Genomic DNA, 26,558 nt, shown 5'->3' with positions numbered 1-26,558 from the left:
AGGGCTCCTAGTTGCGGGGCAGGTACTGCTCCCAAGAGCCTACCTAGCTGCGGTAAGGTGGTGACGCAAGGGGAGGAGCTTCCCCTTCCTTTCTAAGGCCCCAGTACTCCAACTGGTTAGAGAGGCCGCTCTCAAACAGCGGACAGTGTGGGTTCGAATCCCACCTGGGGCACTTTTCCTTCAATTCCAAGGTCACGCGCGAATTGATCAGGTTCACTTGATCTCGCGACATCGGCCTGATCCTGCCTCGTGACAGCCATGAGCCCGCAAGGCTCGTGCGCATGTACGACACGAGCACACGGAGACGGGCACTCGCTCTCGTCGCTCAAGGCCGCAGCTTGAACTCCGTCAGCAAACAAACCGGGATATCTCGCGCCGCGATCCGTTCCTGGCAAGACCGCATCGAACCGCTCCCCCGCATGCTGGCCCCCGATCCGGGACCTCCCGCAGATGAAGCGGCGTACTCCTACCTCCTGGGGCTCTACCTCGGCGACGGGTGCCTCAGCCCACACCGCAACGGTGGTTACTACCTCCGCATCGTGTGCGCCGACGCCTACCCCGGGCTCATCGAACTGTGCCGGGAGGCGATTACCGCTACTCGACCCGAAGTCGGCGTCTACATCCTTCAGCGGGAAGGCTGCGTAACCGTGACGAGCTACAACCGTCACTGGCCCACGCTCTTCCCGCAGCACGGTCCCGGCAAGAAGCACAACCGAACGATCGCGCTCCAGCCCTGGCAGCAGCGCATCGTCGACGCGCACCCCTGGGAGTTCATCCGCGGCCTCTACCACTCCGACGGCTGCCGCATCACCAACTGGACCACCCGCGTCGTCGCAGGCGAGCGAAAGCGCTACGAGTACCCCCGGTACTTCTTCACCAACACGTCCGTCGACATCATGCGGCTCTTCACGGACACACTCGACAAGCTGGCTGTCGAATGGAAGTCCCTCCACCAGAGCCGCGCCGCCCAGACGGTCTCCATCGCCCGCAAAGCATCCATCGCCCTCTTGGAAGCCCGCCTAGGCCCCAAATGCTGACCCCCACCCTGTGACACGTCACAGCCACCCCCCACCCCCACCAGGGACCCCTCCCAATTCCCGCCCCAAGCCTTGATCTGCCCCCGCGAGGCCCGTGAAATGCGGGCCATGAGCCCTATCAACCGACGCGGTTTCGTCACCGCCACCGGCGCCGCAGCTGCCGCCATCGCCCTGAACCCCTGGACCGCCCACGCTCAGGGCAAGCCCCAGAGCCCGCCCGCCGCCGGCGACTTCGCGGACGCCGAGCGCGGGTTCATCGGGAAGCTCGAGCCCGGTGTTGTGAAGGACGCCAAGGGGCGGGTCGTCTGGGACAACGACGCGTATGACTTCCTCCAGGGCAAGGCCCCGAAGACCGTGCACAAGAGCTTGTGGCGGCAGGGGCAGCTCACGGCCAAGCAGGGCCTGTTCAAGGTGGCGGACCGGATCTATCAGGTGCGTGGGCTCGACCTGTCGAACATGACGCTCGTGGAGGGCGACGAGGGTGTCATCGTCATCGATCCGCTGATTTCAGCGGAGACTGCGGCCGCCGCGCTGGGGCTGTATCGGAAGCACCGGGGTGAGCGGAGAGTGACCGCGCTCGTCTATACGCATCCGCATGTGGATCATTTCGGTGGCTGCCGAGGGGTACTCCCAGACGGGCCGGGAGACGACATCCCCGTCCTCGCCCCCGAGGGGTTCATGGAGCACGCGGTCTCCGAGAACGTGTACGCGGGGACGGCGATGGCGAGGCGTTCGGTCTACATGTACGGCGCTCAGTTGCCGAAGGGTCCCCAGGGGCAAGTGGGTTGTGGGCTTGGCCAGTTGATATCGACCGGCACGATCGGGTTGATCGCGCCCACGCGGTACGTCACCAGGACCGGTCAGACGGAGACGCTGGACGGCGTCCGGATCGAGTTCCAGATGACGCCCGGCACCGAGGCGCATGCGGAGATGAACTTTCTCTTCCCCGACCTCCGCGCCGTCTGCATGGCGGAGAACGCGACGCACACGATGCACAACATCATTACGTTGCGGGGTGCGCAGGTGCGGGATGCGCGAGCCTGGGCGCACTATCTCGGGGAGTCCGTCGATCTCTACTCAGGGAAGGCGGATGTGGCTTTTGCCTCGCATCATTGGCCGACGTGGGGCGGCGAGCAGATTGCGGAATTGTTGTCGGCTCAGCGTGATCTGTACGCGTATATGCATGATCAGACGTTGCGGTTGATGAATCAGGGGCTGACGGGGCGGGAGATCGCGGAGGAGATCGCGTTGCCGCCTGCGCTCGGCGACGTATGGGCCAATCATGGCTATTACGGGTCTCTCAGTCATAACGTCAAGGGGATCTATCAGCGTTACATGGGGTGGTTCGACGGCAATCCGGCCCACTTGTGGGAGCATCCGCCGGTCGAGGAGGCCAAGCGGTACGTACGCGCGATGGGTGGGCTTCGGGCCACGGTGTCGAAGGCGCGGCGTTTCGCGGCCGAGGGGGATCTGCGGTTTGCGGCGACGTTGTTGAATCACTGTGTGTTCGCTCGCCCGGAGGACAGGCGGGCGAAGGGTGAACTGGCCGGGGTGTACGAGAAGTTGGCGTACAAGTGTGAGAACGCGGTGTGGCGGAACTTCTATCTCACCGGGGCGCAAGAGCTGCGTGAAGGCGTGAAGGCGCCTGACACCTCGACGACGGGTGTCGATTTCCTCATGGCTCTGTCCATCGAGCAGCTCATTGATTCGGTGGCGATTCGGGTCAACGGGCCCAAAGCCTGGGATGAGCGCATCACCATGGACTGGGCTCTGCCGTCGCTCGGCAAGGTGTGGCATCTGCGGTTGGTGCATGGGGTGTTGACGTATCGGAGTACGACGAAGCGCGACCCCGGTGCCGGGGTCGCGCTGACGATGTCGAAGCCTCAGTTGCTTGCCTTGCTCGGGGGCAAGGGGCTTGGCGATATCAAGGTCGAGGGTGATGCCTCGTTGTTGCCGAGGTTGCTCGGCGTGTTGGACAAGCCTGATCCGATGTTCGCGATCGTCACTCCGTAGGCCCAACTACCCATAGCCCAGGGCTAGTTGTCGGGGTTGTCGTCCTCGCCGATGTGGTGGACGCGTACGAGGTTGGTGGAGCCGGGGACGCCGGGCGGGGAGCCGGCGGTGATGACGACGGTGTCGCCCTTCTGGCAGTGGCCGTACTTCAGCAGCAGCTCGTCGACCTGGTCGACCATGGCGTCGGTGGATTCGACGTGGGGGCCGAGGAAGGTTTCCACGCCCCAGGTGAGGTTGAGCTGGGAGCGGGTGGCCGGGTCGGGGGTGAAGGCCAGGAGTGGGATGGGCGAGCGGTACCTGGAGAGCCTCTTTACGGTGTCTCCGGACTGGGTGAAGGCGACCAGGTATTTGGCGCCGAGGAAGTCGCCCATCTCTGCTGCTGCTCGGGCGACGGCGCCGCCTTGGGTGCGGGGCTTGTTGCGTTCGGTGAGTGGGGGCAGGCCCTTGGCGAGGATGTCTTCTTCTGCCGCTTCGACGATGCGGCTCATCGTCTTGACCGTCTCGATGGGGTATTTGCCGACGCTGGTTTCGCCGGAGAGCATGACGGCGTCGGTGCCGTCGATGACGGCGTTGGCCACGTCGCTCGCTTCGGCCCTGGTGGGGCGGGAGTTGTCGATCATCGAGTCGAGCATCTGGGTGGCGACGATGACGGGTTTGGCGTTGCGCTTGGCGAGTTTGATGGCGCGCTTTTGGACGATCGGCACCTGTTCCAGGGGCATTTCGACGCCGAGGTCTCCGCGCGCGACCATGATGCCGTCGAAGGCGGCGACGATGTCGTCGATGTTCTCGACGGCCTGCGGCTTCTCGACCTTGGCGATCACAGGGAGGCGGCGTCCTTCTTCCTTCATGATGCGGTGGACGTCTTCGATGTCGCGGCCGCTGCGGACGAAGGAGAGGGCGATGATGTCGGCGCCGGTTCGGAGGGCCCAGCGGAGGTCTTCGACGTCCTTTTCGGAGAGTGCGGGGACGGAGACGGCGACGCCGGGGAGGTTGAGGCCTTTGTGGTCGGAGACCATGCCGCCTTCGATGACGGTGGTGTGGACGCGGGGGCCGTCGACGGCGGTGACTTCGAGGGAGACTTTGCCGTCGTCGACGAGGATGCGTTCGCCTGCGGTGACGTCGGTGTGGAGGCCGTCGTAGGTGGTGCCGCAGGTTTGGCGGTCGCCTTGGATGCCGTCTTCGGTGGTGATGGTGAAGTCGTCGCCGCGTTCGAGTAGTACGGGTCCTTCGCTGAAGCGTCCGAGGCGGATCTTCGGGCCTTGAAGGTCGGCGAGGATGCCGACGCTTCGGCCCGTCTCTTCGGCGGCCTGGCGGACGCGCTGGTACCGCACCTCGTGTTCGGCGTAGGTGCCGTGGCTGAGGTTGAAGCGGGCTACGTCCATTCCGGCTTCGACCAGGGCCTTGATCTGGTCGTAGGTGTCGGTGGCGGGGCCCAGGGTGCAGACGATCTTTGCTCGGCGCATGTCTTCGAGCCTAGGCCTTACCGGTGGGTAGAGAATTGGTGAGGGGTGACTACTCAACAACCTTTGCGTGAAGGGTTATTGACAAGTGTTGAATTGTGCGCAGGGGTGCTCCGATGAGCATTCGCTGAGCAATTCCCTTTGGTCGTGCTAGAGCTGTGGTGGGTGCATGGTGAAGCGGGCGTTCACTTGGGCGTAGACGGTTTGGCGTTCGGGTTCGAGGTCGAGGGGTGGGGCTCCGGCGTCTTCTGCGGCTCCGTAGGCGACGGAGCGCATCATCCTGGGGCTGGACTGTGCCTCGAAGGTGAGGGGGCCGGCGTTCTCGGCGCCGATGTCGGCGAGTTCGATGAGGGCGTCGAGGCTGGTGCCGAGGGCTTCGGCGTATTCGCGGGCGCGTTGGACGGCTTCTTGGACGGCTTTGCGGCGGGCTTCGCCGTGGGCGGGTGAGTCGGGGCGCAGGGCCCACCAGGGGCCGTCGACGCGGGTGAGGTCGAGGTCGGCGAGGCGGGTGATGAGTTCGCCGAGTGCGGTGAAGTCGGTGAGTTCGGCGCTGATGTGGACGCGGCCGTGGTAGGCGCGGATGCGTTCGCCGCGGCCGTGTTTGTGGAGTTCGGGGCTGATGGAGATGGTGCCGGTTTCGAGGCGTTCGCAGGCGTCGCCGTAGGTCTTGATGAGGTCGAGGACGACGGTGTTGCGGCGGGTGAGGTCGTCGAGTGCGGTGCGGCGGTCGGTGCCGCGGGCGGAGACGGTGATGCCGATGCGGGCGATTTCGGGGTCGACTTCGAGGTGGGCTTCGCCGCGGACGGCGACGCGGGGGGATGCGGGGGTGCCGTAGGGGGTGTGCGGGGTGGGGTCTGCGGTGGGGTCGTTGGTGGGTTCGGTCATGGTGGCGGGGCTCCTCCGGGTGGCGTACGGCCACTGTTGCACTCGGGTGCGACAGCGGGCAGTCATCAGATCGAAACCGGGGAAGGGTGTTGCGGGGTGGGGCGCCCGGTACAGAATCTACGCGCGTTGTTCGATCACATGCCCGCTCATGAGGGAGACGAGATGCCGCTCAACCGAAGGACGTTTCTGGGTACGTCGGCCGCGACGGGGGTCGCGCTGGCGGCCACCGGTGTCGCTGCCGCGCCCGCGCAGGCCGCGACCGTCCAGGCCGCGCCCAAGAAGCGGGAGAAGCGGTACTCGTTCACCGTGATGGGCACGACGGATCTGCACGGAAACGTCTTCAACTGGGACTACTTCACGGACAAGGAGTTCGACGACAAGGCGCACAACGATGTGGGCCTGGCGAAGATCTCCACGCTGGTGAACCAGATCCGTAAGGAGAAGGGCCGGCGCAACACGCTCCTGATCGATGCGGGCGACACGATTCAGGGCACGCAGCTGTCGTATTACTACGCGAAGGTCGATCCGATCACGGCCGCCAAGGGCCCGGTGCATCCGATGGCGCAGGCGATGAATGCGATCGATTACGACGCGGCGGCGCTCGGCAATCATGAGTTCAACTACGGCATTCCGGTGCTGCGGAAGTTCGAGGAGCAGTGTGACTTCCCGCTGCTCGGGGCGAATGCGCTGGATGCGAAGACGAACCGGCCGGCGTTCGCGCCGTACAGCATGCATCGGCTGCGTACGCCGCACGGCCGTGATGTGAAGGTGGCGGTGCTCGGTCTCACCAACCCTGGGATTGCGATCTGGGACAAGGCGAACGTGCAGGGGAAGATGGTGTTCCCGGGTCTGGAGGAGCAGGCGGCGAAGTGGGTGCCGAGGCTGCGGTCGATGGGTGCGGATGTGGTGATCGTGTCCGCGCACAGTGGTTCTTCGGGGACTTCTTCTTACGGTGATCAGTTGCCGTACATAGAGAATGCGGCGGGTCTGGTCGCGGAGCAGGTGCCGGGGATCGACGCGATTTTGGTGGGTCATGCGCACACGGAGATTCCCGAGTATTTCGTGACGAACAAGGAGACCGGGAAGCCGGTTGTCCTTTCGGAGCCGCTCAAGTGGGGGCAGCGGCTGACGCTTTTCGACTTCGATCTGGTGTGGTCGAAGGGGCGTTGGACGGTGGAGAAGGTCGGCGCGCAGGTCCTGAATTCCAATACGGTTGCCGAGGATCCGAAGATCACGGGGCTGCTCGCGGATGAGCACAAGAAGGTCGTGGCGTACGTCAACCAGGTGATCGGTACGTCGACGGCGGCGATGTCGACGGCGGAGGGCCCGTTCAAGGATGTGCCGATCATCGATCTGATCAGCCATGTGCAGGCGGAGACGGTGAAGGCGGCGTTGGCGGGTGGCGAGTATGCGGCGCTTCCGGTGTTGTCGCAGGCGTCGTGTTTCTCGCGGACGGCGGGGATTCCGGCCGGTGAGGTGACGATCAAGGATGCGGCGGGGTTGTATCCGTTCGAGAACACCCTTGAGGCGCGGCTGATCACGGGTGCGCAGCTGAAGGACTATCTGGAGTATTCGGCGCGCTATTACGTGCAGACGCCCGCGGGTGGTCCGGTGGATCCGGCGAAGCTGACGAACGCGGAGAACATTCCGGATTACAACTATGACGCCGTGTACGGGGTGACGTACGAGATCGACATCGCGAAGGCGGTGGGTTCGCGGATCGTGAATCTGCAGTTCGGCGGGAAGGCTTTGGACCCGGCGGCGCAGTTCGTGCTCGCGGTGAACAACTATCGGGCGAGTGGTGGCGGGAACTTCCCGCATGTGCCGGGTGCGAAGCAGGTGTTCGTGAATTCGGACGAGATCCGGAACACGATCATTTCGTGGGTGAAGGCGAAGGGGACGGTGGATCCGGCGCAGTTCGCCTCGGTGGACTGGAAGTTGACGCGGGACGGTGTGCCGGTTTTCTGATGGCCTCTTGATGCGGCGGTGATGACAATGGGGGCATGACGTATGTGCCTGCGACTGTTGAGGACATCACCGCCGCGCTGGGTCCGGTGGTGCGGGACTTGACCGCGACGTGCGCGGTGGCGCCGGTCGTGCGGCCGTCCGAGGGGGATGAGGAGCCGGGGGTCTGGTTGCTCGCGCCGGATGGCACGGGGAGGAGCGTGGGGTCGGTGCTGTGGTCGCCCGACCGGGCCGAGCAGAGCGCGGAGCTGGCGGACCAGGCGCAGGAGTGGGCGGTCGAGGCGCTGTGGGGTGCGGGGCGTGCGGCGGTGTGGCCGGAGTGTCCCGAGCATCCGGATGCGCATCCGCTGAGTCCTGGGACGCGTGCGGGCACGGCCGTGTGGTCGTGCCCGCGGAGCCGTCAAGTGGTGGCGGAGATCGGGCGGTTGGCGCCGGTCAGCCCTTGAGCTGTACGAGGGTGCCGCGCTGCCCTGCCGGGTCCTGGCCGGGTGCGCCGGTCGGGGTGAGGCCGAAGGTGGTGAACGCCGTCCGTTCGGGCAGCGGGTAGGGCTCTTTCCCGGTGAGGGAGTTGAGGATGGCGGCGCTGCGCCAGGCGGCGAGTCCGAGGTCGGGGGCGCCGACGCCGTGGGTGTGGCGTTCGGCGTTCTGGACGTGGATGGAGCCGGTGACGCTCGGGTCGAGGACGAGGCGGTACTGGTCGTCGATGCGGGGGCGCTCGGAGCTGTCACGGCGGATGTAGGGGTCGAGGCCGGCGAGCATCTGGTCGAGGGGGCGTTCGCGGTAGCCGGTGGCGAGGACGACGGCGTCGGTGGTGAGGCGGGAGCGGGTGCCCTGCTGCAGGTGCTCGAGGTGGAGTTCGACCTTGGTGGTGGCGACGCGGCCCGCGGTGCGGACGGAGACGCCGGGGGTGAGGGTGGCGTCGGGCCAGCCGCCGTGCAGGGTGCGCCGGTAGAGCTCGTCGTGGATGGCGGCGATGGTGTCGGCGTCGATGCCCTTGTGGAGCTGCCACTGCTGGGGGACGAGCTTGTCGCGTACGGCTTCGGGGAGTTGGTGGAAGTAGCGGGTGTAGTCCGGGGTGAAGTGTTCGAGGCCGAGCTTGGAGTACTCCATGGGCGCGAACGCTTCGGTGCGGGCCAGCCAGTGGATCTTTTCGCGGCCTTCGGGGCGGGCCTTGAGGAGGTCGAGGAAGACTTCCGCGCCGGACTGTCCGGAGCCGATGACGGTGATGTGTTCGGCGCCGAGGAGCCGTTCGCGGTTGTCGAGGTAGTCCGCGGAGTGGATGACCGGGACGGTGGGGGCTTCGGCGAGGGGCTTGAGGGGTTCGGGGATGTAGGGGGTGGTGCCCACGCCGAGGACGACGTTGCGGGTGTACGTGCGCCCGAGCGCCTCCGCTTCTCCGTCGGCGTCGAGTTGGGTGAAGTCGACTTCGAACAGGTTGCGTTCGCCGTTCCAGCGGACGGCGTCGACCTGGTGGCCGAAGTGCAGGGCGGGGACGCCCTCGGCGACCCAGCGGCAGTAGGCGTCGTATTCGGCGCGGGTGATGTGGAAGCGCTCGGCGAAGTAGAACGGGAAGAGCCGGTCGATGGACTTCAGGTAGGCGAGGAACGACCAGGGGCTGGATGGGTCGGCGAGGGTCACCAGGTCGGCGAGGAAGGGGACTTGGAGGGTGGCGCCGTCGATGAGGAGGCCGGGGTGCCAGTGGAAGGCGGGCCGCTGCTCGTAGAAGGCGGTGGTGATCTGGCCGAGGGGCTGGGCGAGGGCGGCGAGGGACAGGTTGAAGGGGCCGATGCCGACGCCCACCAGGTCGTGGGGTTCCTCGGGGGTGGGGGGCGTGGGGGCGCTGGTGCGCTGCGCAGTCATCGGACGGTGTTTCCTTCCACCAGTTTCAGGAGCGTGGCGAGGTCGCCGGGTTGGGTGTGCGGGTTGAGCAGGGTGGCCTTGAGCCAGAGTCGGCCGTCCATGCGGGCGCGGCCGAGGACGGCCTTTCCGTTGTGGAGCAATTTCCGTCGTACGTCGGCGACTTGGGCGTCGTCCGCGGCGTACGGGCGGAACAGGACGGTGCTGATGCCGGGCCGGTCGTAGAGCTCGAATCCGGGGTGTTCCTCGATCAGCTCGGCGAACCGTGCGGCGAGCGCGCAGACCTGGTCGACGAGGGTGCCGAGGCCTTCTCGGCCCAGGGCGCGGAGGGTGACGGCGATTTTGAGGATGTCGGGGCGGCGGCTGGTGCGCAGGGAGCGGCCGAGGAGGTCGGGCAGGCCCGCTTCGGAGTCGTCCTCGGCGTTGAGGTAGTCCGCGGTGTGGTTCAGCACGCCGAGGTCGGCGGGGTCGCGGGCGGCGAGGAGGCCTGCGGCGACGGGTTGCCAGCCCAGTTTGTGCAGGTCGAGGGTGACGGTGTGGGCGCGGTCGAGGCCGTCGAGTTGGCTGCGGCGGGTGGGGCTGAACAGGAGTCCGCCGCCGTACGCCGCGTCGATGTGGAGGCGGGCGCCGTGGGCCTCGCACAGGTCGGCGATGTCGGGCAGGGGGTCGATGAGGCCGGCGTCGGTGGTGCCCGCGGTGGCGGCGACGAGCATGGGGCCGTGCCCGCGGCGGAGCCGCCGAGGACTCAAGTCGGTGAGGGCCTCGTCGAGGGCGGCGGGGTCCATGGCTCCGGCCGGGGCGGGGATGGTGACGGGGTCGGGCAGGCCGAGGAGCCAGGCGGCGCGGTGCAGGGAGTGGTGGGCGTTCTCGCCGGTGAGGAGCTGGACGGTGCCGTGTTTCTCGCGGGCGAGGAGCAGGGCGAGTTGGTTGGCCTCGGTGCCGCCGGTGGTGATCAGGGCGTCGGCCTGTGGGTGGATCTCCTGGGCGAGGGCCTTGGTGACGAGTGCTTCCAGCGCGGAGGCGGCGGGGGCCTGGTCCCAGGAGTCCATGGAGGGGTTCAGGGCGGATGCGGCGAGGTCGGCGGCGGTGGCGACGGCGAGGGGCGGGCAGTGCAGGTGGGCCACGCACAGGGGGTGGGCGGGGTCTGCGGCGCCTTGGCTTGCCAGCCGGGTGAGGGTGTGGAGGGCTTCGTCGGGGCCGAACCCCTGGGCGGGGATTGCCTCTTTGAGGGTGGCCTCGACGTGGGCTCGGACTGCGTCGGGGCCGCCGCTCGGGAGGGGGCCCCGGCGTTGGGTCGCGCCTTCGCGCAGGGCGTCCAGGACGGTGCTGAGCAGGGGCCGCAGGGCGTCGGGGCCTGGGGTGCCGCCGGACAGCGGCGGGGGCGTGCTCATGTCTTGGGCGTCCTTCGGGTGCGCGTGGGCCTTGGGCGGCCAGCCTGTCGTTTGGCTCGGGTGGCGCGCCCGGAGTCCTCAACGAGCGAACTCGAAAGTGGTACTGCCGTGCGGAGAAGGTGAGTTGGAATTGGGGTGAGGTGGTATGGGGGGTGTTTTCTCCCCGCCCGCCCCTTCCCGAAATCCTGACGGCGACTCGGGGGCTGCCGCCCCCGGACCCCCGCCTGGATAACGGCCTTCGGCCTCGTCCTCAATCGCCGGACGGGCTGATTTGTCAACCCGTCCGGCGTTTGAGGACTTTCGGGAAGGGGCGGGGAGGGGACGAAGAAGTCTCAGCCCACCACTACCCGCGCATCGGACGCGGCCCCTTCCAGTTCAAGCACCCACACCTCATTGGCCCCCGACCGCAGCACGGGCCCCGGCACGTACAGCGCGCCCTGCGGCCCGGCAGACCAGTACCGGCCCAGGTTGAACCCGTTCACCCAGACGAACCCCCGTGTCCAGCCGGGGAGTTCGAGGGAGGCGTCCCCCGGGCCCTGAATCGTGAGCGCCCCCCGGTAGAGCCCGGCCGCACCCGGCAGGGCGGCGCGGGCCCCGAGACCCCGGACCCGGTCCGCGTCGTCGAACGCGTCGAGGCGCAGGCCCTGCGCCCGCACCCCGTGCAGGTACTGCCGCTCGTGGAGGACTCCCCCGGTGATGCCCTTGGTCTCCCCCACCAGGGGCCCGTAGTTGACCCGCCCGAGGGACTCGACCCACAGGTCCACGGAGGCCGGGCCCGGCACGGGTGAGGCGAGGGAGGGCGAGGCCTCGGTGAGGACGCCGGCCAAGGCCCCGTCGACGTACGCCACGGCCCGGTCCCGCAGGCCCCGCACGCTCAGCGGGTACGGGCGGCGCGGCCCGGGCACGGTCAGCCGGTAGCGGACCAGGCCCCGGTCGACGTCGAGGTCTTCGAAGGTGGGCGGAGCCCCGTACTCGTGTTCCTCGCCGCCGAGTGCGGTCAGGACCTCGTCGAGGGACGCCCATGCGGAGAGGGACACGGAGGCCGGCTCCCCCAACACGGCGGGCTGGGGCGGGAGTTCGGGCAGTGGCCCGTCCGCGTACTCGGCGAGGATCTCGCGGAAGGCCCAGAACTTCGGTGTCGGGCGGCCGAATTCGTCGATGGGTGCGTCGTAGTCGTAGGACGTGACGTCGGGCTCCAGTGCCCCTTCGTGGAGGTCGCCGCCACGATTGGCGCCCGCCCAGCCGGCGAAGTTGGTGCCGCCGTGGGCCATGTAGATGTTGACGGAGGCGCCGCATTCGAGGATTTCGCGGAGCGAGGAGGCCGCGTCCTCGGGGGCGCGTACGACGTGTTCGGCGCCCCAGTGGTCGAACCAGCCGCACCAGAACTCCATGCACATCAGGGGGCCCTTGGGCTGGTGGCGGCGGAGCGTTTCGAAGCCCTCGCGCGCGTGGGAGCCGAAGTTGGCGGTGGCGAGGACGCCGGGGAGGGAGCCGCCGGTGAGCATGTGGTCCTCGGGGCCGTCCGAGGTGAACAGCGCGGCCGTGATGCCCTGCGCGCGCAGGAAGTCGGCGAGGTGGCGCAGGTAGGCGTGGTCGGAGCCGTAGGAGCCGTACTCGTTCTCGACCTGGACCATGAGGACGGGGCCGCCCCGGTCGTGCTGGCGGGGCACGATCTGGGGCAGCAGTGCGCGGAACCAGTCTTCGACGGGGCGCAGGTACTCGGGGTCGCGGGTACGCGCGCGTGCGCCGAGTTTTGCGGTGAGCCAGTGGGGCAGGCCGCCGTTCTCCCATTCGGCGCAGATGTAGGGGCCGGGGCGGACGATCGCCCACAGGCCCTCGGCGTGCGCGGCGTCGAGGAAGCGGCCGAGGGCGGCCACGTCGTGGTACTGGCCCGGGCGGGGTTCGTGGAGGTTCCAGGGGACGTACGTCTCGACGCAGTTGAGGCCCATCGCGCGGAGCATCCGGAGCCGGTGGGTCCAGTGGTCCTCGTGGACGCGGAAGTAGTGCAGCGCGCCGGACAGCAGCCGCACGGGACGCCCGTCCAGCTCGAAGTCGTCCTCCCCGATCACGAATTCACCCATGGTCCCGCCCCACCCTGTCTCGTGCTTGAGCTGCTTGTCTCGTCCCTGACCTGCGCCTCTACCTTCGCCCTCTGGTCATGGGCCGGTCCATGGACAAAGATCGCTCCTGTTTGGACGCAACTTTGGGCACCACTTGGGCCAGCCGATGAACAGAGAGGGGCAAAACCGCTCATGTACCACACATGGATGCGCTATTTCACTCCCAGCCCCGTCCACCACCGTCTCGGCCTGGTCTGCCTCGGTGTCGGCCTGCAGCACGGGGCGCTGCCGACGGTCGGGCCGCGGGTCCTGGACCACCATGTGGCGATCGTGATCAGTGCGGGCAGCGGCTGGTTCAGGGCGGCGGACGGGCGGCGGGTGCCGGTGGTGGCGCCGGCGCTGATCTGGATCCTGCCGGGCGTGGAGCATCACTACGGCGCGGACCCGGGCAGCGGCTGGGACGAGTCCTTCGTGGACTTCACGGGACCCGCGACGACGACGTACACGGAACTCGGCTACATCGAGCCGGACCGGCCCGTGGTCGCGCTGTCGGACGCGGCGGGGCCGCGGGCCGCGATCGGCCGGATCGCGCGGGCGGCGCGGCGCGGCAACCCGCTCCTGGAGGTGGAGACGGGGGCGGCCGTGCACGAGCTGCTCGTCGCGCTGCGGCGGGCCCGGGCCGACATCGCGCCCGACGGCGACCCGGTGCTCGGGGCGCTGGCGCGGGACGCGTTCCAGCCCTTGTCGGTCGCCGAGCACGCGGCGCGGCACGGGATGACGCCGGCCGAACTGCGCACGGCGGTGCGGCGGGGGGCCGGCTGCAGCCCCAAGGACTACCTCCTGGGCATCCGGCTCGGCCGGGCCAAGGAGCTCCTCGCGGCGACGGAGCTGCCGGTGGCGGCGGTGGCGCGCCGGGTCGGCTATGACGACCCGGCGTACTTCTCGCGGCTGTTCACGCGCAGGGTGGGCGTGGCCCCGGTGCGGTTCCGCGAGCAGCAGGGGCGGGCGGTGCCGGGCGGCTGGTCGCAGCAGATCCCGGATCCGGACGATCCGCCCATGCTGCGGTCGGGGTCCGAGGTGGCGACGTAGGACCCGGAAGGCTCCCGGTCCGGGGTCCGCGTCACACGCTCCCTGCCCCGGCCCGTGTCACTCGCCGTTCTGGTCCGCGATCGTCACATGGTGCTGGATGACCTCGGCGATGATGAAGTTCAGGAACTTCTCCGCGAACGCGGGGTCGAGCTTCGCGCTCTCCGCGAGGCCGCGCAGGCGGGCGATCTGCTGGACCTCGCGCTGCGGGTCGGAGGGCGGCAGGTGGTGGTTGGCCTTGAGGTGGCCGACCTGCTGGGTGCACTTGAAGCGCTCGGCGAGCATGTGCACGACGGCGGCGTCGATGTTGTCGATGCTGTCGCGCAGCCGGCCGAGCTCGGCACGTACGGACTCGTCGACGGCGGGGTTGTTGCTCGTGGTCATGGTCATGGAGCCTACGTTGCCGAGGCGTCCCCGTGCCGCCCCGCGAGCGACCCCGAGCGGGCCGAAGGGGTCCGGGGCAGGGCCCCCCTGTGCGCTGCGCCCCGCATCGGGCAGCATGTCCTCATGTCCGTACTGACGCGCGACGAAGCGCAGACCCGAGCCCGGCACCTCGACGTCCGGCGGTACGAGGTCGATCTCGACCTGACCGTCGGCGAGGAGACCTTCGACTCCCGTACCGTGATCCGCTTCACGGCCCGCACGGCCGGGGACTCCTTCGTCGAGTTGAAGCCCGCCGCGCTGCGCTCCGCGACCCTCGACGGCTCGCCGCTGGACACCGCTTCCCTGGACGGCAGCAGGCTTCCCCTGAAGGACCTGACGGCGGGCGAGCACGAGCTGGTCGTCGACGCGTCGATGCTCTACTCCCGCACGGGTGAGGGCATGCACCGCTTCACGGACCCGACCGACGGGGCGACGTACGTCTATACGCAGCTGTGCATGGACGACGCGCAGCGGGTGTTCGCCGCCTTCGACCAGCCGGATCTCAAGGCCGTCTTCGCGCTGACGGTGAAGGCGCCCGAGCAGTGGACGGTGCTCGGCAACGGTGTTGCCCAGGAGCTGGGCGGCGGCCGGTGGAAGATCGCCGAGACGCCGCGGATCTCCACGTATCTGGCGGCGGTCGCGGCGGGCCCGTACCACTCGGTGCGCACCGAGCACCGTGGTCTGCCGTTCGCGATCCACTGCCGGCAGTCCCTCGCCCCGTACCTGGACGCGGATGCGGACGAAATCCTGGACGCCACGCGCGCGTGCTTCGACAAGTTCCACGAGAAGTTCGCCGAGCCGTACCCGTTCGACTCCTACGACCAGGCCTTCGTGCCCGAGTTCAACGCGGGTGCGATGGAGAACCCGGGTCTGGTGACCTTCCGGGACGAGTTCGTGTTCCGCTCGGCGGTCACCGACACCGAGCGGCAGACGCGGGCGATGGTCATCGCGCACGAGATGGCGCACATGTGGTTCGGGAACCTGGTGACGCTGGCCTGGTGGGACGACATCTGGCTGAACGAGTCGTTCGCCGAGTACATGGGCTACCAGGTGTGTTCCGAGGCGACCCGGTTCACGGACACCTGGACGGACTTCGCGGTCGCCCGCAAGGGCTGGGGCTACGACGCCGACCAGCGGCCCTCCACGCACCCGGTCGCGCCGGATCCGGAGCTGGTGCCGGACACGGCGACGGCGGATCTGAACTTCGACGGGATCAGCTACGCGAAGGGCGCGTCCGCGCTGCGTCAGCTGGTGGCGTGGATCGGCGAGAAGGACTTCCTCGCGGGCATCAACACCCATTTCGCACGGCACAAGTTCGCCAACGCGACTCTCGCGGACTTTATCGAGTCCCTGGCCTCGGCGACCGATCGGGACGTGCACGGCTGGGCCGAGGTCTGGCTGGGGACGACCGGGGTGGACAAGCTGACGCCCGAGGTCGTGGAGCAGGAGGGCGGCTGGACGCTCGAGGTGCGCCAGGAGGGCAGCAGGCCGCACCGGATCAGTGTGGGGGCGTACGACCGTGATCTCGTGGACGGCCGGACGCTGGTGCTGCGCGAACGCTTCGAGGTCGATGTCCCGCAGGGCGACGCCCGTGAGGTCCACCCCGGGCGGCGGCCCGATCTGATCGTGCTGAACGACGGTGACCTCACCTACGCGAAGGTCCGCTTCGACGAGGTGTCCGAGGAGACGGTCCTGCGCAGCCTGTCCGGCATCCCGGAGGCGCTGACGCGCGCCCTGGTGTGGAACGCGCTGCGCGACATGGTGCGCGACGGTGAGCTCGAGCCGTTCGCCTACCTGGAGACGGCCCGCGCGCACCTCCCGGAGGAGACCGATCTCGCCCTCGTCCAGGGCGTCCTGACCTTCGCGGCCACGCAGCTCGCCGACCGCTACCTCCCCGCGGAGGACCGTCCCGCCGCGCTCGCCCTGCTCAGCGAGCTGTGCCGGGATCTGATCCGGCGCACCGAGGACGGCTCGAACCCGGGGCTCCGGCTCGTTGCCGTACGTCACTTCATCGCGGCCGCCGCGCAGCCGGACACGATCCTTGACTGGTTCGACTCCGGGTCGGTGCCGGGCGGCCCGGAGCTCGATCCGGAGCTGCGCTGGCGGATCCTGGGCCGGCTCGCCGTCCTCGGCGCGACGGACGACGCGGTGATCGAGGCCGAGTTGACGCAGGATCCGTCCGCGACCGGGCAGGAGGGTGCGGCGCGGTGCCGGGCCGCGCTGCCGGATCCGCAGGCCAAGCGGGAGGCCTGGGACGCGATGTTCGCGGAGTCGGAGGGCGCGGAGCCGCTGTCCAACTACCTGTTGACGGCTACCGCGCAGGGCTTCTGGCAGCCCGAGCAGATCGATCTCGTACGGGAGTACGTGTCGCGGTTCTACGCGGACGCGGTGGCGGTGGCCGCACGGCGCGGTCCCGCGATCGCCACCGTGGTCGGGCGGTACGCGTTCCCGGAGTACGCGGTGTCGGCGGATGCGGTGGCGCTGGGGCAGGCCTGCCTGGAATCGGGCGATGCGGTGCCTGCGCTGCAGCGGAAGCTGGTGGATCAGGTGGACGACCTGGCGCGGGCCCTGCGGGTCCGCGGGGAGTGACCTACCGGTCGGCTACGGCTGCGGCGGCCGGGTTCGGGGCGGTTTCGCCCCGTGTCCCGGCCGCCGCGGGCGGTACCGATGCGAAGTGGCCGTTCAGAGCCACCCCTTCTTCTTGACGCACACGAAGGTGCCGAGCGCGGCGGCGACGACCAGGCCGACGAGGATCGGCAGGGCGAAGAAGTTGTCGAAGCCGTACTCGTTGAGGTGCTCGAAGTTGGCGCCCGGGATGGCCGCGAACGTCGACGGGATGACGAACATCAGGGTCATCGCGGTCAGTTTGCGGTTCTCCACGGTGGACTTGACCTGGTCCTCGGTGAGGGCGTTGAGGCGGGTCATGTCCTTGTTGAAGTCCCGCAGTTCCTCGTGGATCTGGTGCAGGACGGCCAGGGTCTCGGGGTTGTCGCCGCGCTGGGCGAGCGCCTCGTCGAGGCGTGCCGGTGGGCCTGGCGCGTGAGGGTTGCGGGTTCGCAGGGCTTGGCTCTTTCCCCTCCCCGCCCCTTCCCGAAAGTCCTACGGACGGCTTCAAAGACTGTCCTCAAACGCCGGACGGGCTGATGAAATCAGCCCGTCCGGCGTTTGAGGACTTTCGGGAAGGGGCGGGGAGGGGAGGGGACTAGATCTCCCGCACCTCGAACGCGTCGAGCACGAACTCCGCCACGCCGTCGTCCCCGACCTTCCGCAGGCCGACCCACGCCTCCCCCGCTGCGGGCGCCGTGAACTCGTACGACAGCACCGTGGGGTCGAGGGCCACCGGCAGCGGCTGCGAGGACAGCTCGCGCGAAGCCGGCGCGTCCACCCCGGTCACCCACGCGTACTGCTCCGCCTTCTCGTTCTCGTACCGGAACGACACCCGGTACTTCTTCCCCGGCTCGAAACGGCAGGTGTGCTGCACCGTCCGGTACACCAACCCGCCGTTCTCGCCACGGGACTTGAGTGACTCCGAGCCGTCGATGACGTCGTCGATCGCCTTGCCGTTCCAGCCCCGCTGCGTGAACGGCGCGTGCCGCTGGGCGAGGTGGGTGCGCGGGTCCGTCACGTCGCCCGAGTCGCCCTTGACGAAGGCGCCCCAGCCCTGCGGCACCGACTCGAAGTCCTCGTACACGACCGTGCCCGCCTTCGCGGAGCGGCGCGCGGCCACGATGCGGACGTTGTCGAAGCGGACCCGAGCCTGCCCGGCCGCCGCCCGGAGCGTGAGGTCGACGGGGCCGCCGCCCTCCGGGACGGTGAAGTACGTGAACATGCGCTGGAAGCGGGTGCCGTGCTTGCGGTCGGCCGCGACGTAGTTGCCCGCGGTGGACGTCGACGTCCAGTTCTCCGCGCGCACCCCGTCGGCGGTCCGCACCTCCAGGGACGCCTTGCGCGTCTGGCCCGCCTTCTCGCCGACCTCGACCTGCACGGACGCCGCGTACGTGCCCGGCGCGAGCCGCGACAACCGCTGGCCGACCGCCGCCGCCCCGCCCGAGCCGATCACCAGCTCGTAGTCACCGAGCGCGCTGAGCTTCACGGAGGCGGGCCCGGACACCTGCCAGCCTTTCAGGGAACCGGAGTTGAAGCCGGGGTCGTGCAGCGGCGTGTGCTGGCCCCAGTCGGGGTCGCCGGCCGCGGGGACGCGGGAGCGGTAGATCACGTAGGGCTGGCCGGCGGCCGCCTTGAGGCTGACCTTGCCGCCCTGCACGGCGACTTCGGCGACGTACGCCCGTCCCTGATCCGTGAGCCGGTAGACGGCGACGGAGCGCAGTCCCGACCAGCCGCGCGGCAGCTGCCAGGTGCTGGTGCCGGCCTTCGCGGAGTAGTGGTAGAGCTTCGGCGGGTCGGTGGCCTTGCGGGGCTCCCACGGCAGGAGGTAGCGGCCGTCGTCGTAGACCACCCGCCCGTCCGACTTGATCACACGCTTGCCACCCTCGTCCGACACGGATGTGCCCGTCGCGCCGAAGAAGGTGATCTCGTGCGCCGACCACGACTTGATCGGGTACGCCTGCAGGTACTTCGCGGGCAGCGACTCGGTCCAGATCAGGTCGTAGAAGGTCTTCCAGTCGGTCTTGCCGACCCAGCCCTCGAAGTTGCCGGTGCGCGGAATGCCGAGGAGGGTCGGCCACTTGTCGGCGAAGACGTCCTTCTGGTGGTTGCGGATGAAGCGGATCAGCTGGGAGTTGATGCCGCGTGAGGTGTCGGGGCCGTAGTCGGTCTCGGTGGCCCAGTGCGACCAGACCGCGGAGCGCTCCAGGCCGTGGCCCCACTCCGTCGTCACGATCCAGCCCTGGTCGCTCAGGGCGCGCTGCAGGCGGTCGGAGTTCCAGCCGGATTCGCGGAACACGTCGATGTAAAGGGTGTTGAGAGCCGGGTCGGTCTCGGCGCGCAGGTCGGCGAAGCGCTTGATGATGTCCCCGGACACGAGGTCGCGGCGGGCGTCGATGCGGTAGCTCTGGTCGAGCCAGTCCCACTGCTCGTTGGTCTTGTCGACGAGGGTCTCGGAGAAGGCGTTCGCGACGGGGTAGGACTCGGTGGCGTTCACGTGCACACCGAAGTCGCTGCCCCACTTCTTGCCTTCCCGGACAAGGGTGTTGAGGTCGGCGAGGCCGCCCGCGCGCTTGTTGGGGTTGCCCGCGTAGTCGGGGTGCGCGGAGTCGTGGCCCTCGGACTGGTAGCCCTTGAGGAGGGTGTACTGGCGCAGTCCGTCGGTGGCGAGCGAGATCCGCTTCACGTGGTCGAGGGTGAGCAGGAACGGATTCGTGGCCTGCGAGGCGAAGTTGAACGGGATGTGCGGGACGACCCGCAGGTGCTGGCCGTCGGCGCCGAGCGGGGTGACCATGATGTCGCGGTAGGCGATCGCGGCGTCCTGCCAGTCGACCTTGCCGTCACCGTTCCGGTCGCCGGTGATGATCACCGTGGCTTGCGGGAGCGGATCGGTGGCGGCGACGGGTGAGGTCGCGGCCCGGTGGGTCCACTGGCCGGCCGCCAGGCGCGCCTCGACGCCCGCGTCGGTCTTGACGGTCGTACGCCACAGCCGGCCGTTCTCCCAGGTGGTTCCGGCGGCCGAATCGGGCTTGTCGTACACGGTGTTGGTCTCGATCGCAGCGCCGAGCCCGTCGTGCGCCACGACGGCGTACGCGCAGCCGGTGGCGGCCTCGGCGGGGGTGTCGGCGGCGACCTTGACGAGGGTGTCGCCGCTCTTGGCCTTGTCCAGCTGGATCCTGGCGGCCAGGAGGGTGGCGCCGAGCTGGTCGCTGCGTACGGACAGGAAGGCGAGGGACGGGATCTGCAGGGTGCCCACGCGCAGCGCGTCCGTGTCGGTGATCTTGGTGATGCGCCAGTGGACCTTGCGGCCCTCGACGCGGATCTCGGCCTGGATCGCGGTGCCGCCGTCGAAGGCGAGGGTGTACGAGATGTGGTCGTCGGCGGGCTCCGAGGTCACCTTGGGGGTGTACGCCGTACCGTTGACGAGGAGTGAGGTGACAGGGTCCGGCTGGCCGTGCAGGACGGCGTCCGAGGCGCGGTCGGTGTAGCGGACGATGCGCGGGAAGGCGGTGTCGACCTGCACTTCGAGGTCTGGCGAGCGCAAGGTCGCCTCGCCCGCGGCACGGGCCGCGGCCGCTGCGGGGCCTGCGGTCAGGCCCAGCGCGAGGGCTGCCCCGGCGGCGGCTCCCGTGGCGACGACCGCTCGGCGGCTCGGTCCTTGTGTGTCTGTCGACGGCTGCACTGCGCACCCCTTCTCGGGACGGATTTCCGTGGCCGTCACGATGGGCGCTGTGGGGCCGCCGGGCCCATGGACAAAGGTGGGGCTGGTGTTGGACTTAGTGTGCGATCCGCCGCAGTGGGTGCGGGATTTGGCGGTACGTGCCTGATCACGCCTCGTACGGCAGTACCGCCCGAACCTCCCAGCCGCCCCCGGGCGACCGCTCCGCCGTGAGCTCCCCGCCAAGAGCCGTGACCCGCTCCTGCAGCCCGACCAGGCCGAACCCGCCGCCCCGCGACTTCTCGCTCAGGTGGGCCGGCTTGGAGCCGTCGTCGGCGACGCGGATCTCCAGGGCGTGTGTCGGACGTCCCTCCGTCCGCCCGGAGGGCGGGCCCTGCGCCCGCTGCGGAGCAGCTGGTGTCTGCAGTCGGTGCGTGCTCTCGGCGTGCCGGGCGGAGGACCCCATCGATGGGCCGGACGTACTTGGGTCTTCGCCCGGTGCGGCGAGAGGGGGTCCCCCCTGCTCGGAGAGCTTGGGGGCGCGTGCCAGGCGTCGCGGGGCAGGAGGGACGTCCGACACACGCCCTGGGCCGCCGGGCCTCGCGCGCAGGCCGATCCGTACGGCGGTGGCGTCCGCGGCGTGCTTGCGGACATTGGTGAGGGCCTCGCGGACGACGTGATGGGCGGTGACCGCGAGGTCGGCGGGAACGCGTTCCTCCAGGCCCGGTTCGACGTAGAGGATCGCGGGCGGCCCGGTGGCCGAGAAGTTGTCGGCGAGCTCGCGGATCTGGGCGATGCCCGCGACCGGCTCGGTCTCCGCCTCCCCCTCGCGCAGGACCCGCACCAGGCGGCGCATCGCGCCGAGCGCCTCGTCCCCGGCGCGCTCGATGCGCGCGAAGGTCTCGGCGGCCTTCTCGGCCGAGACGGAGGTGAAGCGGGCGGCGCGGGCCTGCACGACGATGCCCGTGACGTGGTGGGCGACCAGGTCGTGCAGCTCATGGGCGAGTTCGAGGCGTTCGGCGCTGCGTACCGCCTGCAGATCGCGTACGCGCTGCACGGACTGGGCGCGCAGCAGCAGCGAGAAGGCGGTCACCACGGCGGTCAGCACGGAGAAGAGCATGGTGAACCGGCCGGGCTCGGCGTCCCGCACCGGGGCGGCCACACAGGCGAGCGCGAGCAGCGGCCCGAGGACCGCCGCCGAGCGGGCGGGGGCCCGCAGCAGTACGCCGGTGAGCAGGACGAGGAGCGCGACGGACTCGCCCATCCCCCAGACGCTGAGCGGCCGGTCGCCGGCGATCAGGAAGACGGTGACCGCCCAGGACACGACGACCGCGAGCCAGGCCCGGACCTTGAGCGGCGCCCCGCTCCACGGCACCGCGCACAGACAGACCACGACGCCGGAGAAGGCGACGAGGCCGTGCGGCGCGGTGGGCTGCCGGGCCAGGGCGAAGCCCTCGAAGGCGACGAGGAAGATCAGCACGGCGGCGAGGGACAGCTTGGCGGCCACCACGCGCGACCGGTGCCGGCCCAGCCAGGTGGCGACGGGGCTCACGAGACACACCCCAAAGGGCTCACGGGGTACTCGCGGCCAGTCCGCTCTCCCAGGCCCAGGCGGCGATCTCGACGCGGTTCCTGGCGTCGAGCTTGGCCTGCACATTGGCCAGGTGGGTCTTGACCGTGGAGAGGGAGACGAAGAGTTCGGCGGCGATCTCGTTGTTGGTCAGGCCACGGGCGAGGCAGCGGACGACTTCGCGTTCGCGTTCGGTGAGCGGCTCGGCGGGCTTCTTGGCCTCGGCCTTGCGGTCGGCGGCGGGGGCCATCTCGCGCAGCAGCCGCACCGTGATCGCCGGGGAGACGAGGGAGTCGCCCACCGCGGCGGCGCGTACGGCCTCGACGAGCATCGCGGGGCTGGCGTCCTTCAGGAGGAACCCGCTGGCGCCGCCGTGCAGCGCGGCGTGCACGTATTCGTCGAGGTCGAAGGTGGTGCAGATGACGATGCGGGGGCGTTCGTTGCCGGTGGCGGCGAGGCGGCGGGTGACTTCCAGGCCGTCCAGCCTGGGCATGCGGATGTCAAGGAGGAGGACATCGGGGTTCAGGCGGCGTACGGCGTCGAGGGCGGCCTCGCCGTCGACGACGTCGTCGAGGACCTCGATGTCGGCCTGGCTCTCCAGGATCATGCGGAAGCCGGTGCGGACCATCTCCTGGTCGTCCGCGATGACCACCGTGATCGCCATGTGCTGCCCCGCCTGCCTCTGCTGCCGTCCAGTGTTCTCACCATGGGACTAGCGCGTGGGGCGGGTCGCAACCGCTGGGAGGAGCCCCCGCTCCCGATATGGCCACGACGTGAGGAGGCCGCAGGGCCGGAGCCGCTCTGATCCGGCCCTGCGAAGCCACTGTTCACGCTACGTACCGGGGGCGGCGGGCCGCCTCATACTTCCGGCCCGCAAGCGCGGGACCGCGTTCGGCCGGAAGTACGAGGCGTGGAGCCTGAAACGGCAGGTCAAAGCATGATCAGGGGGATCAGAGCTCGGACGCCGCCTTCTCTATGTCCGCCGCGAAGTTCGACACCTCGGTGTAGACCCCGGGGAACTTGGGGCGCGCGCAGCCCTCGCCCCAGCTGACGATGCCGACCTGGACCCACTGGTCGGAGTCGTCCTTGCGGAACATGGGCCCGCCCGAGTCGCCCTGGCAGGTGTCGACGCCGCCCTCGTCGACGAGGCCGGCGCACAGCTCCTCGTTCTCGACCAGGCCGGGGTAGGCGCCCTTGCAGGTGGCGTCGTCGACGAACGGGACGCTGGCCTTCAGCAGGTAGCGCTGCTGGTCGCCGCCTTCCTTGTCGGCGCCCCAGCCGGCGATGGTGAAGTCGCCGTTGTTGAAGGCGTCCGACTTGGCGATGTTGAGGGTGGGCAGGTCGATCGGCTTCTCCAGCTTGATCAGCGCCCAGTCCTTGCCGGTGCCGTTGTAGCCGGGCGCCTGCAGGACCTTGGTGGACTTCACGCTGACCGCGTCGGAGCTCTCCAGGTCGACGACGCCCGCGGTGGCGGTGATCGAGGTGTTGTCGCCCGAGCCGTCCACGCAGTGCGCGGCGGTCAGGACGATGTCCTTGGCGTACAGGGAGCCGCCACAGCCCATCGACAGACGGACCATGAAGGGGAATTCGCCCTGCGCCGCGGGCGTGCCGCCGACGACGGTGGGGGACGGGTCGCTCCCGGCGGCCTGGGCCGCGATCGGCTGGAGACTGGCCGCGGCGAGAGTGATCGCGCCGATGGCCGCTGCTCGCTTGAAGGAACCAAAGGGGTTCTTCAACGCTCTTCCTTCCGTGGGGGGTTGGAAACGCGCAGGCAGACCCACCGCCCCCGGTTCAAGACAGTGGGGGATGGCATGGACCTGCCAGGGCGTCGCTGGATTATGCGGGGCCGAACGGTCGGTCGGCAAGGGTCGGTTTCCGGCCAATACCCGCGGGACCTACCGCCATCAACCGCCGTACAGTGGAGGCCGGTTGGCCGAACCCCAGGGGGTACGCGAGTGGCGGACAGCGGACCGGTCGTGCACGGCTTCCCCCACCTGGACACGGTGCGGGCCGCGATCACGGCGCTCTACAAGCGGCTCTCGTACGACACCGTCCACACCTTCGACGCCAGCGTCGCCCCCGCCGACGTGGCCTTCTGCGACCAGGACGACCTGCACCTCGGGGTGGCCCGGGTGGCCGGCACCATGGTGCAGCACCTGCGTCTGCCCGACGCCCGCATGATCGTGAGCTTCCGCGGGATGGAGCACGCGGCGAACGTCGAACTCACCGCGGGCCCCGAGTACTTCATCGAGCTGAACGACCGCTTCCGCAACCACCGCAAGGACATCGGCGCGGCCCTCGCCCACGAGGTCATGCACGTCTATCTGCACCGCCTGGGCCTCGCCTTCCCCGGCACCCGGGACAACGAGATCCTCACGGACACCGCCACCACCTATCTGGGCGCGGGCTGGCTGCTCCTGGACGCCTACCGCGAGGACGGGGCGAGTTCGCAGAAGCTGGGCTATCTCACGCCGGAGGAGTTCGGGTACGTCCTGGCCAAGCGGGCGCGGGTGTTCGGCGAGGACCCCTCGATCTGGTTCACCAGCCCCCAGGCGTACACGGCGTACGCGAAGGGCCGGGCGGAGGCCGACCGCGACGAGCAGCAGCCCCCGCTGAGCGCGGCGGGCTGGGCGGGGCGGCGGCGCTACGCGAAGGAGCGCCGGCAGGGCCTGCCCGGCCCGGGCTACTCCTTCGACACGTCACCCGCGACCCGGGTGTCCTTCCCCTGCCCGGCCTGCTTCCAGCAGATCAGGGTGCCTGTGCGGGGACGGGTGCGGGCCCGGTGCGGGTTGTGCCGGTCGGTGTTGGAGTGCGATACGTGATTTTCTCCCCTCCCCGCCCCTAGCCCCCCTGTGTCCTCAAACGCCGGACGGGCTGATGAAATCAGCCCGTCCGGCGTTTGAGGACACAGCTCCGCAGGATCTCGGGAAGGGGCGGGGTGGGGGAATTGTTTTGCGCCCGACCCCACCCCCGAGCGACCCTCGAAGCATGAGCAAGGACCTGGTCACGCAGCTGTTCGGCGCGATATACGCAGGGGACGAGAACCTCGTCGTGGGACTCCTGCGGGCCGGGGCAAGCCCCGAGGCCACCGACAACGAGGGCCAGACCCCCCTGTACCTCGCCTCCGTGCAGAACGAGCCCGGCATCGCCAGACTCCTGCTCGCCGCAGGCGCAGACCCGAGCCGCCTCAGCTCCGGCACCGACCTCCCCCTCTGCGGAGCAGCCTGCGGCGGCCACACCGAGGTGGTCCACGCCCTGCTCGCCGCAGGCGCCCGCCCCGACGCCACCGAACTCCTCGGCTTCACCGCCCTCGCCTGGTCCGTCCAGCTCGGCCACGCCCCCGCCGCCGAGGCCCTTCTCGCCGCTGGCGCCGACCCCGACCTGGCCGTACCCGGCGGTCGGCCCCCGCTCGTGGCAGCCGCCCGGCGGGGCTCCCTCGACACGGTGAAGGCGCTCCTGCGGCACGGGGCGAGCGAGCTGCGGCCCGCACTCGACGAAGCCCGGCGCTGGCTCGGCCGCGAGGACCTGGTGGCCGAAGTGGCCCGGGAGTTGGCCCAGAATGAGGCCCCCGACACGTACGAGACCGTCGTACGGCGGGTCGCCGAGGGCGAGGGCATCACGCTGGTCGTCGAACTGCTCAGGGACGGCGGGACCTGGACCGGCCGCGAGCAGCAGACCGGCCACGGCGCGATCGCGACACTCCTTGAGCACGAGCTCGGCCTGCGCACCCCCTTCGGTGAACTCCTCGACCGTGCCCTGCCGTTCAACAACCCCGAGAACGAGAACTGGCTCGCGTGCGTCGCCGAACTCCAGCGCCGCGCCGACGAGGTGACCTTCCAGGCCGCGGCCGCCCTGACCCGCTCCCCCGACGTCCGACGGCGGACCTTCGCGGTGGACGTGCTGGCCCAACTCGGCTTCAAGGACCGCACCTTGGGCCTGCTGCGCCCCCTGTGCGAGGCGGTGCGCGAGGCGCCGTCCGGGGCCGAGGGCGAGTCGGAGCTGCTGCAGTCGCTGCTGCTCGCGCTGGCGCACCAGGGCCATTCCGGTTCGGTCGACGAGGTGGTGCGGCACGCCGGACACCCGGAGCCGGCCGTGCGCCGCCGGGTCGCGTTCGCCCTGCACTCACTGGCGGCCGAGGACGACCCCGCGGCCACGGACGCGCTCATCGCCCTGGCCGGCGACCCGGACTCCGAGGTCCGCGACTGGGCCACGACCGGGCTCGCCCGCACCCCCGCCGACGCGACGCCGGTCCGCGAGGCCCTTGCCGCCCGCCTCGACGACCCCGACCCGACGGTCGCCGCCGAGGCCGCACAGGGGCTCGCCCGCCGCCAGGACCCGCGTGCGGTGGCGGCGCTCGCCCGGCTGCTCTCGGACGCCGACCCCGACAGCTACGCGTACGCCACCGCCCACGAGGCCATCGACCTGATCGAGGACGAGCGCGCCAGGCACCGCCTGCGGGGCACGGCCCCCCGAGGCTGAAGCAGCCCCATTCCTCCTCTCCGGGCACGTTTGCGAAAGTTATGGGACAATTGTCCAAGAAGCTGGCTGT

The 26,558-nt window shown here is 69.6% G+C and carries 19 protein-coding genes and 1 tRNA gene; 9 read left to right on the top strand and 11 right to left on the bottom strand.

The features are described from left to right. Positions 1–97 precede the first annotated feature (97 nt). From OG430_RS36050 to OG430_RS36040, 3 genes are all read left to right on the top strand, one after another. Positions 98–172 (top strand) — tRNA-Leu (locus OG430_RS36050). A 109-nt stretch (positions 173–281) separates the two neighbouring features. Continuing rightward, positions 282–1,037, top strand: coding sequence for a helix-turn-helix domain-containing protein (locus OG430_RS36045; RefSeq protein ID WP_327356848.1), 756 nt, complete (start codon positions 282–284; stop codon positions 1,035–1,037). 108 nt (positions 1,038–1,145) lie between these two features. Continuing rightward, positions 1,146–3,050, top strand: a complete 1,905-nt coding sequence (locus OG430_RS36040) for an alkyl/aryl-sulfatase (protein ID WP_327356847.1) — start codon at positions 1,146–1,148, stop codon at positions 3,048–3,050. Between the two features lie 23 nt (positions 3,051–3,073). On the opposite strand, the gene pyk is transcribed toward OG430_RS36040, so the two are convergent. Together pyk and OG430_RS36030 are read right to left on the bottom strand one after the other, a co-directional pair. Then, on the bottom strand, positions 3,074–4,513 hold the full coding sequence (gene pyk, locus OG430_RS36035; protein ID WP_327356846.1) for a pyruvate kinase: 1,440 nt from the start codon (positions 4,511–4,513) through the stop codon (positions 3,074–3,076). A 147-nt stretch (positions 4,514–4,660) separates the two neighbouring features. After that, positions 4,661–5,395 carry an SIMPL domain-containing protein gene (locus OG430_RS36030; protein WP_327356845.1) on the bottom strand — a complete coding sequence of 245 codons (735 nt, stop codon included), beginning with the start codon at positions 5,393–5,395 and terminating at the stop codon, positions 4,661–4,663. A gap of 162 nt (positions 5,396–5,557) precedes the next feature. On the opposite strand from OG430_RS36030, the gene OG430_RS36025 reads away from it, so the two are divergent. Further along, entirely contained in the window at positions 5,558–7,363 is a 1,806-nt protein-coding gene (locus OG430_RS36025; RefSeq protein ID WP_327356844.1) for a bifunctional metallophosphatase/5'-nucleotidase, read from the top strand. A 35-nt stretch (positions 7,364–7,398) separates the two neighbouring features. Continuing rightward, entirely contained in the window at positions 7,399–7,806 is a 408-nt protein-coding gene (locus OG430_RS36020; RefSeq protein ID WP_327356843.1) for a hypothetical protein, read from the top strand. Here OG430_RS36020 and OG430_RS36015 read toward each other — a convergent pair. The 3 genes from OG430_RS36015 to OG430_RS36005 all read right to left on the bottom strand — a co-directional run bounded on the left by OG430_RS36015 (position 7,796) and on the right by OG430_RS36005 (position 12,689). Then, a complete protein-coding gene (locus OG430_RS36015; RefSeq protein WP_327356842.1) occupies positions 7,796–9,220 on the bottom strand; it encodes a lysine N(6)-hydroxylase/L-ornithine N(5)-oxygenase family protein in 1,425 nt (474 codons plus the stop codon). The genes OG430_RS36020 and OG430_RS36015 overlap by 11 nt on opposite strands. Next, a complete protein-coding gene (locus OG430_RS36010; protein WP_327356841.1) occupies positions 9,217–10,608 on the bottom strand; it encodes a pyridoxal phosphate-dependent decarboxylase family protein in 1,392 nt (463 codons plus the stop codon). Before OG430_RS36010 ends, OG430_RS36015 begins: the two co-directional genes overlap by 4 nt. A 332-nt stretch (positions 10,609–10,940) precedes the next feature. Continuing rightward, complete coding sequence (locus tag OG430_RS36005; RefSeq protein WP_327356840.1) at positions 10,941–12,689, bottom strand: glycoside hydrolase family 35 protein; 1,749 nt, start codon at positions 12,687–12,689, stop codon at positions 10,941–10,943. 171 nt (positions 12,690–12,860) lie between these two features. Here OG430_RS36005 and OG430_RS36000 point away from each other — a divergent pair, with 171 nt between their 5' ends. Next, positions 12,861–13,757, top strand: a complete 897-nt coding sequence (locus tag OG430_RS36000) for a helix-turn-helix domain-containing protein (protein ID WP_327356839.1) — start codon at positions 12,861–12,863, stop codon at positions 13,755–13,757. A gap of 57 nt (positions 13,758–13,814) precedes the next feature. Here OG430_RS36000 and OG430_RS35995 read toward each other — a convergent pair whose 3' ends face one another. Next, positions 13,815–14,138, bottom strand: a complete 324-nt coding sequence (locus OG430_RS35995; protein ID WP_327359372.1) for a chorismate mutase — start codon at positions 14,136–14,138, stop codon at positions 13,815–13,817. Positions 14,139–14,261: 123 nt separating this feature from the next. On the opposite strand from OG430_RS35995, the gene pepN reads away from it, so the two are divergent. Beyond that, positions 14,262–16,766, top strand: coding sequence for an aminopeptidase N (gene pepN / locus OG430_RS35990; protein ID WP_327356838.1), 2,505 nt, complete (start codon positions 14,262–14,264; stop codon positions 16,764–16,766). Positions 16,767–16,859: 93 nt separating this feature from the next. Here the strand turns inward: pepN and OG430_RS35985 are convergent, their stop codons facing one another. The 5 genes from OG430_RS35985 to OG430_RS35965 form a co-directional block, all read right to left on the bottom strand. After that, positions 16,860–17,102 (bottom strand): hypothetical protein, encoded by a 243-nt coding sequence (locus OG430_RS35985; protein WP_327356837.1) that lies wholly within the window; start codon positions 17,100–17,102, stop codon positions 16,860–16,862. A gap of 277 nt (positions 17,103–17,379) precedes the next feature. Further along, positions 17,380–20,463, bottom strand: a complete 3,084-nt coding sequence (locus OG430_RS35980) for an endo-alpha-N-acetylgalactosaminidase family protein (RefSeq protein ID WP_327356836.1) — start codon at positions 20,461–20,463, stop codon at positions 17,380–17,382. A 145-nt stretch (positions 20,464–20,608) separates the two neighbouring features. Next, the gene (locus tag OG430_RS35975; protein WP_327356835.1) at positions 20,609–21,991 is read right to left on the bottom strand and encodes a sensor histidine kinase; all 1,383 of its coding nucleotides are present in this window, start codon (positions 21,989–21,991) and stop codon (positions 20,609–20,611) included. Positions 21,992–22,010: 19 nt separating this feature from the next. Continuing rightward, entirely contained in the window at positions 22,011–22,673 is a 663-nt protein-coding gene (locus OG430_RS35970; RefSeq protein ID WP_327356834.1) for a response regulator transcription factor, read from the bottom strand. 286 nt (positions 22,674–22,959) lie between these two features. Continuing rightward, entirely contained in the window at positions 22,960–23,745 is a 786-nt protein-coding gene (locus OG430_RS35965; RefSeq protein ID WP_327356833.1) for a S1 family peptidase, read from the bottom strand. Positions 23,746–23,964: 219 nt separating this feature from the next. Between OG430_RS35965 and OG430_RS35960 the strand changes: the two genes are divergently transcribed. Then, a complete protein-coding gene (locus OG430_RS35960; protein ID WP_327356832.1) occupies positions 23,965–24,831 on the top strand; it encodes a hypothetical protein in 867 nt (288 codons plus the stop codon). Positions 24,832–24,997: 166 nt separating this feature from the next. Beyond that, positions 24,998–26,488: an ankyrin repeat domain-containing protein gene (locus OG430_RS35955; protein WP_327356831.1), complete on the top strand. Its 1,491-nt coding sequence runs from the start codon at positions 24,998–25,000 to the stop codon at positions 26,486–26,488. The last annotated feature ends 70 nt before the right edge of the window (positions 26,489–26,558 follow it).

The organism is Streptomyces sp. NBC_01304, from assembly GCF_035975855.1.
Lineage (GTDB): Bacteria > Actinomycetota > Actinomycetes > Streptomycetales > Streptomycetaceae > Streptomyces.
The sequence above is the reverse complement of the archived record's forward strand: the minus strand, read 5'-3'. Positions and strand labels throughout refer to the sequence as shown.

Coding starts and splice junctions, on each gene's coding strand:
- OG430_RS36045 (WP_327356848.1), top strand. CDS start 282: ATGTACGACACGAGCACACGGAGACGGGCACTCGCTCTCGTCGCTCAA.
- OG430_RS36040 (WP_327356847.1), top strand. CDS start 1,146: ATGAGCCCTATCAACCGACGCGGTTTCGTCACCGCCACCGGCGCCGCA.
- pyk (WP_327356846.1), bottom strand. CDS start 4,513: ATGCGCCGAGCAAAGATCGTCTGCACCCTGGGCCCCGCCACCGACACC.
- OG430_RS36030 (WP_327356845.1), bottom strand. CDS start 5,395: ATGACCGAACCCACCAACGACCCCACCGCAGACCCCACCCCGCACACC.
- OG430_RS36025 (WP_327356844.1), top strand. CDS start 5,558: ATGCCGCTCAACCGAAGGACGTTTCTGGGTACGTCGGCCGCGACGGGG.
- OG430_RS36020 (WP_327356843.1), top strand. CDS start 7,399: ATGACGTATGTGCCTGCGACTGTTGAGGACATCACCGCCGCGCTGGGT.
- OG430_RS36015 (WP_327356842.1), bottom strand. CDS start 9,220: ATGACTGCGCAGCGCACCAGCGCCCCCACGCCCCCCACCCCCGAGGAA.
- OG430_RS36010 (WP_327356841.1), bottom strand. CDS start 10,608: ATGAGCACGCCCCCGCCGCTGTCCGGCGGCACCCCAGGCCCCGACGCC.
- OG430_RS36005 (WP_327356840.1), bottom strand. CDS start 12,689: ATGGGTGAATTCGTGATCGGGGAGGACGACTTCGAGCTGGACGGGCGT.
- OG430_RS36000 (WP_327356839.1), top strand. CDS start 12,861: ATGTACCACACATGGATGCGCTATTTCACTCCCAGCCCCGTCCACCAC.
- OG430_RS35995 (WP_327359372.1), bottom strand. CDS start 14,138: ATGACCACGAGCAACAACCCCGCCGTCGACGAGTCCGTACGTGCCGAG.
- pepN (WP_327356838.1), top strand. CDS start 14,262: ATGTCCGTACTGACGCGCGACGAAGCGCAGACCCGAGCCCGGCACCTC.
- OG430_RS35985 (WP_327356837.1), bottom strand. CDS start 17,102: ATGACCCGCCTCAACGCCCTCACCGAGGACCAGGTCAAGTCCACCGTG.
- OG430_RS35970 (WP_327356834.1), bottom strand. CDS start 22,673: ATGGCGATCACGGTGGTCATCGCGGACGACCAGGAGATGGTCCGCACC.
- OG430_RS35955 (WP_327356831.1), top strand. CDS start 24,998: ATGAGCAAGGACCTGGTCACGCAGCTGTTCGGCGCGATATACGCAGGG.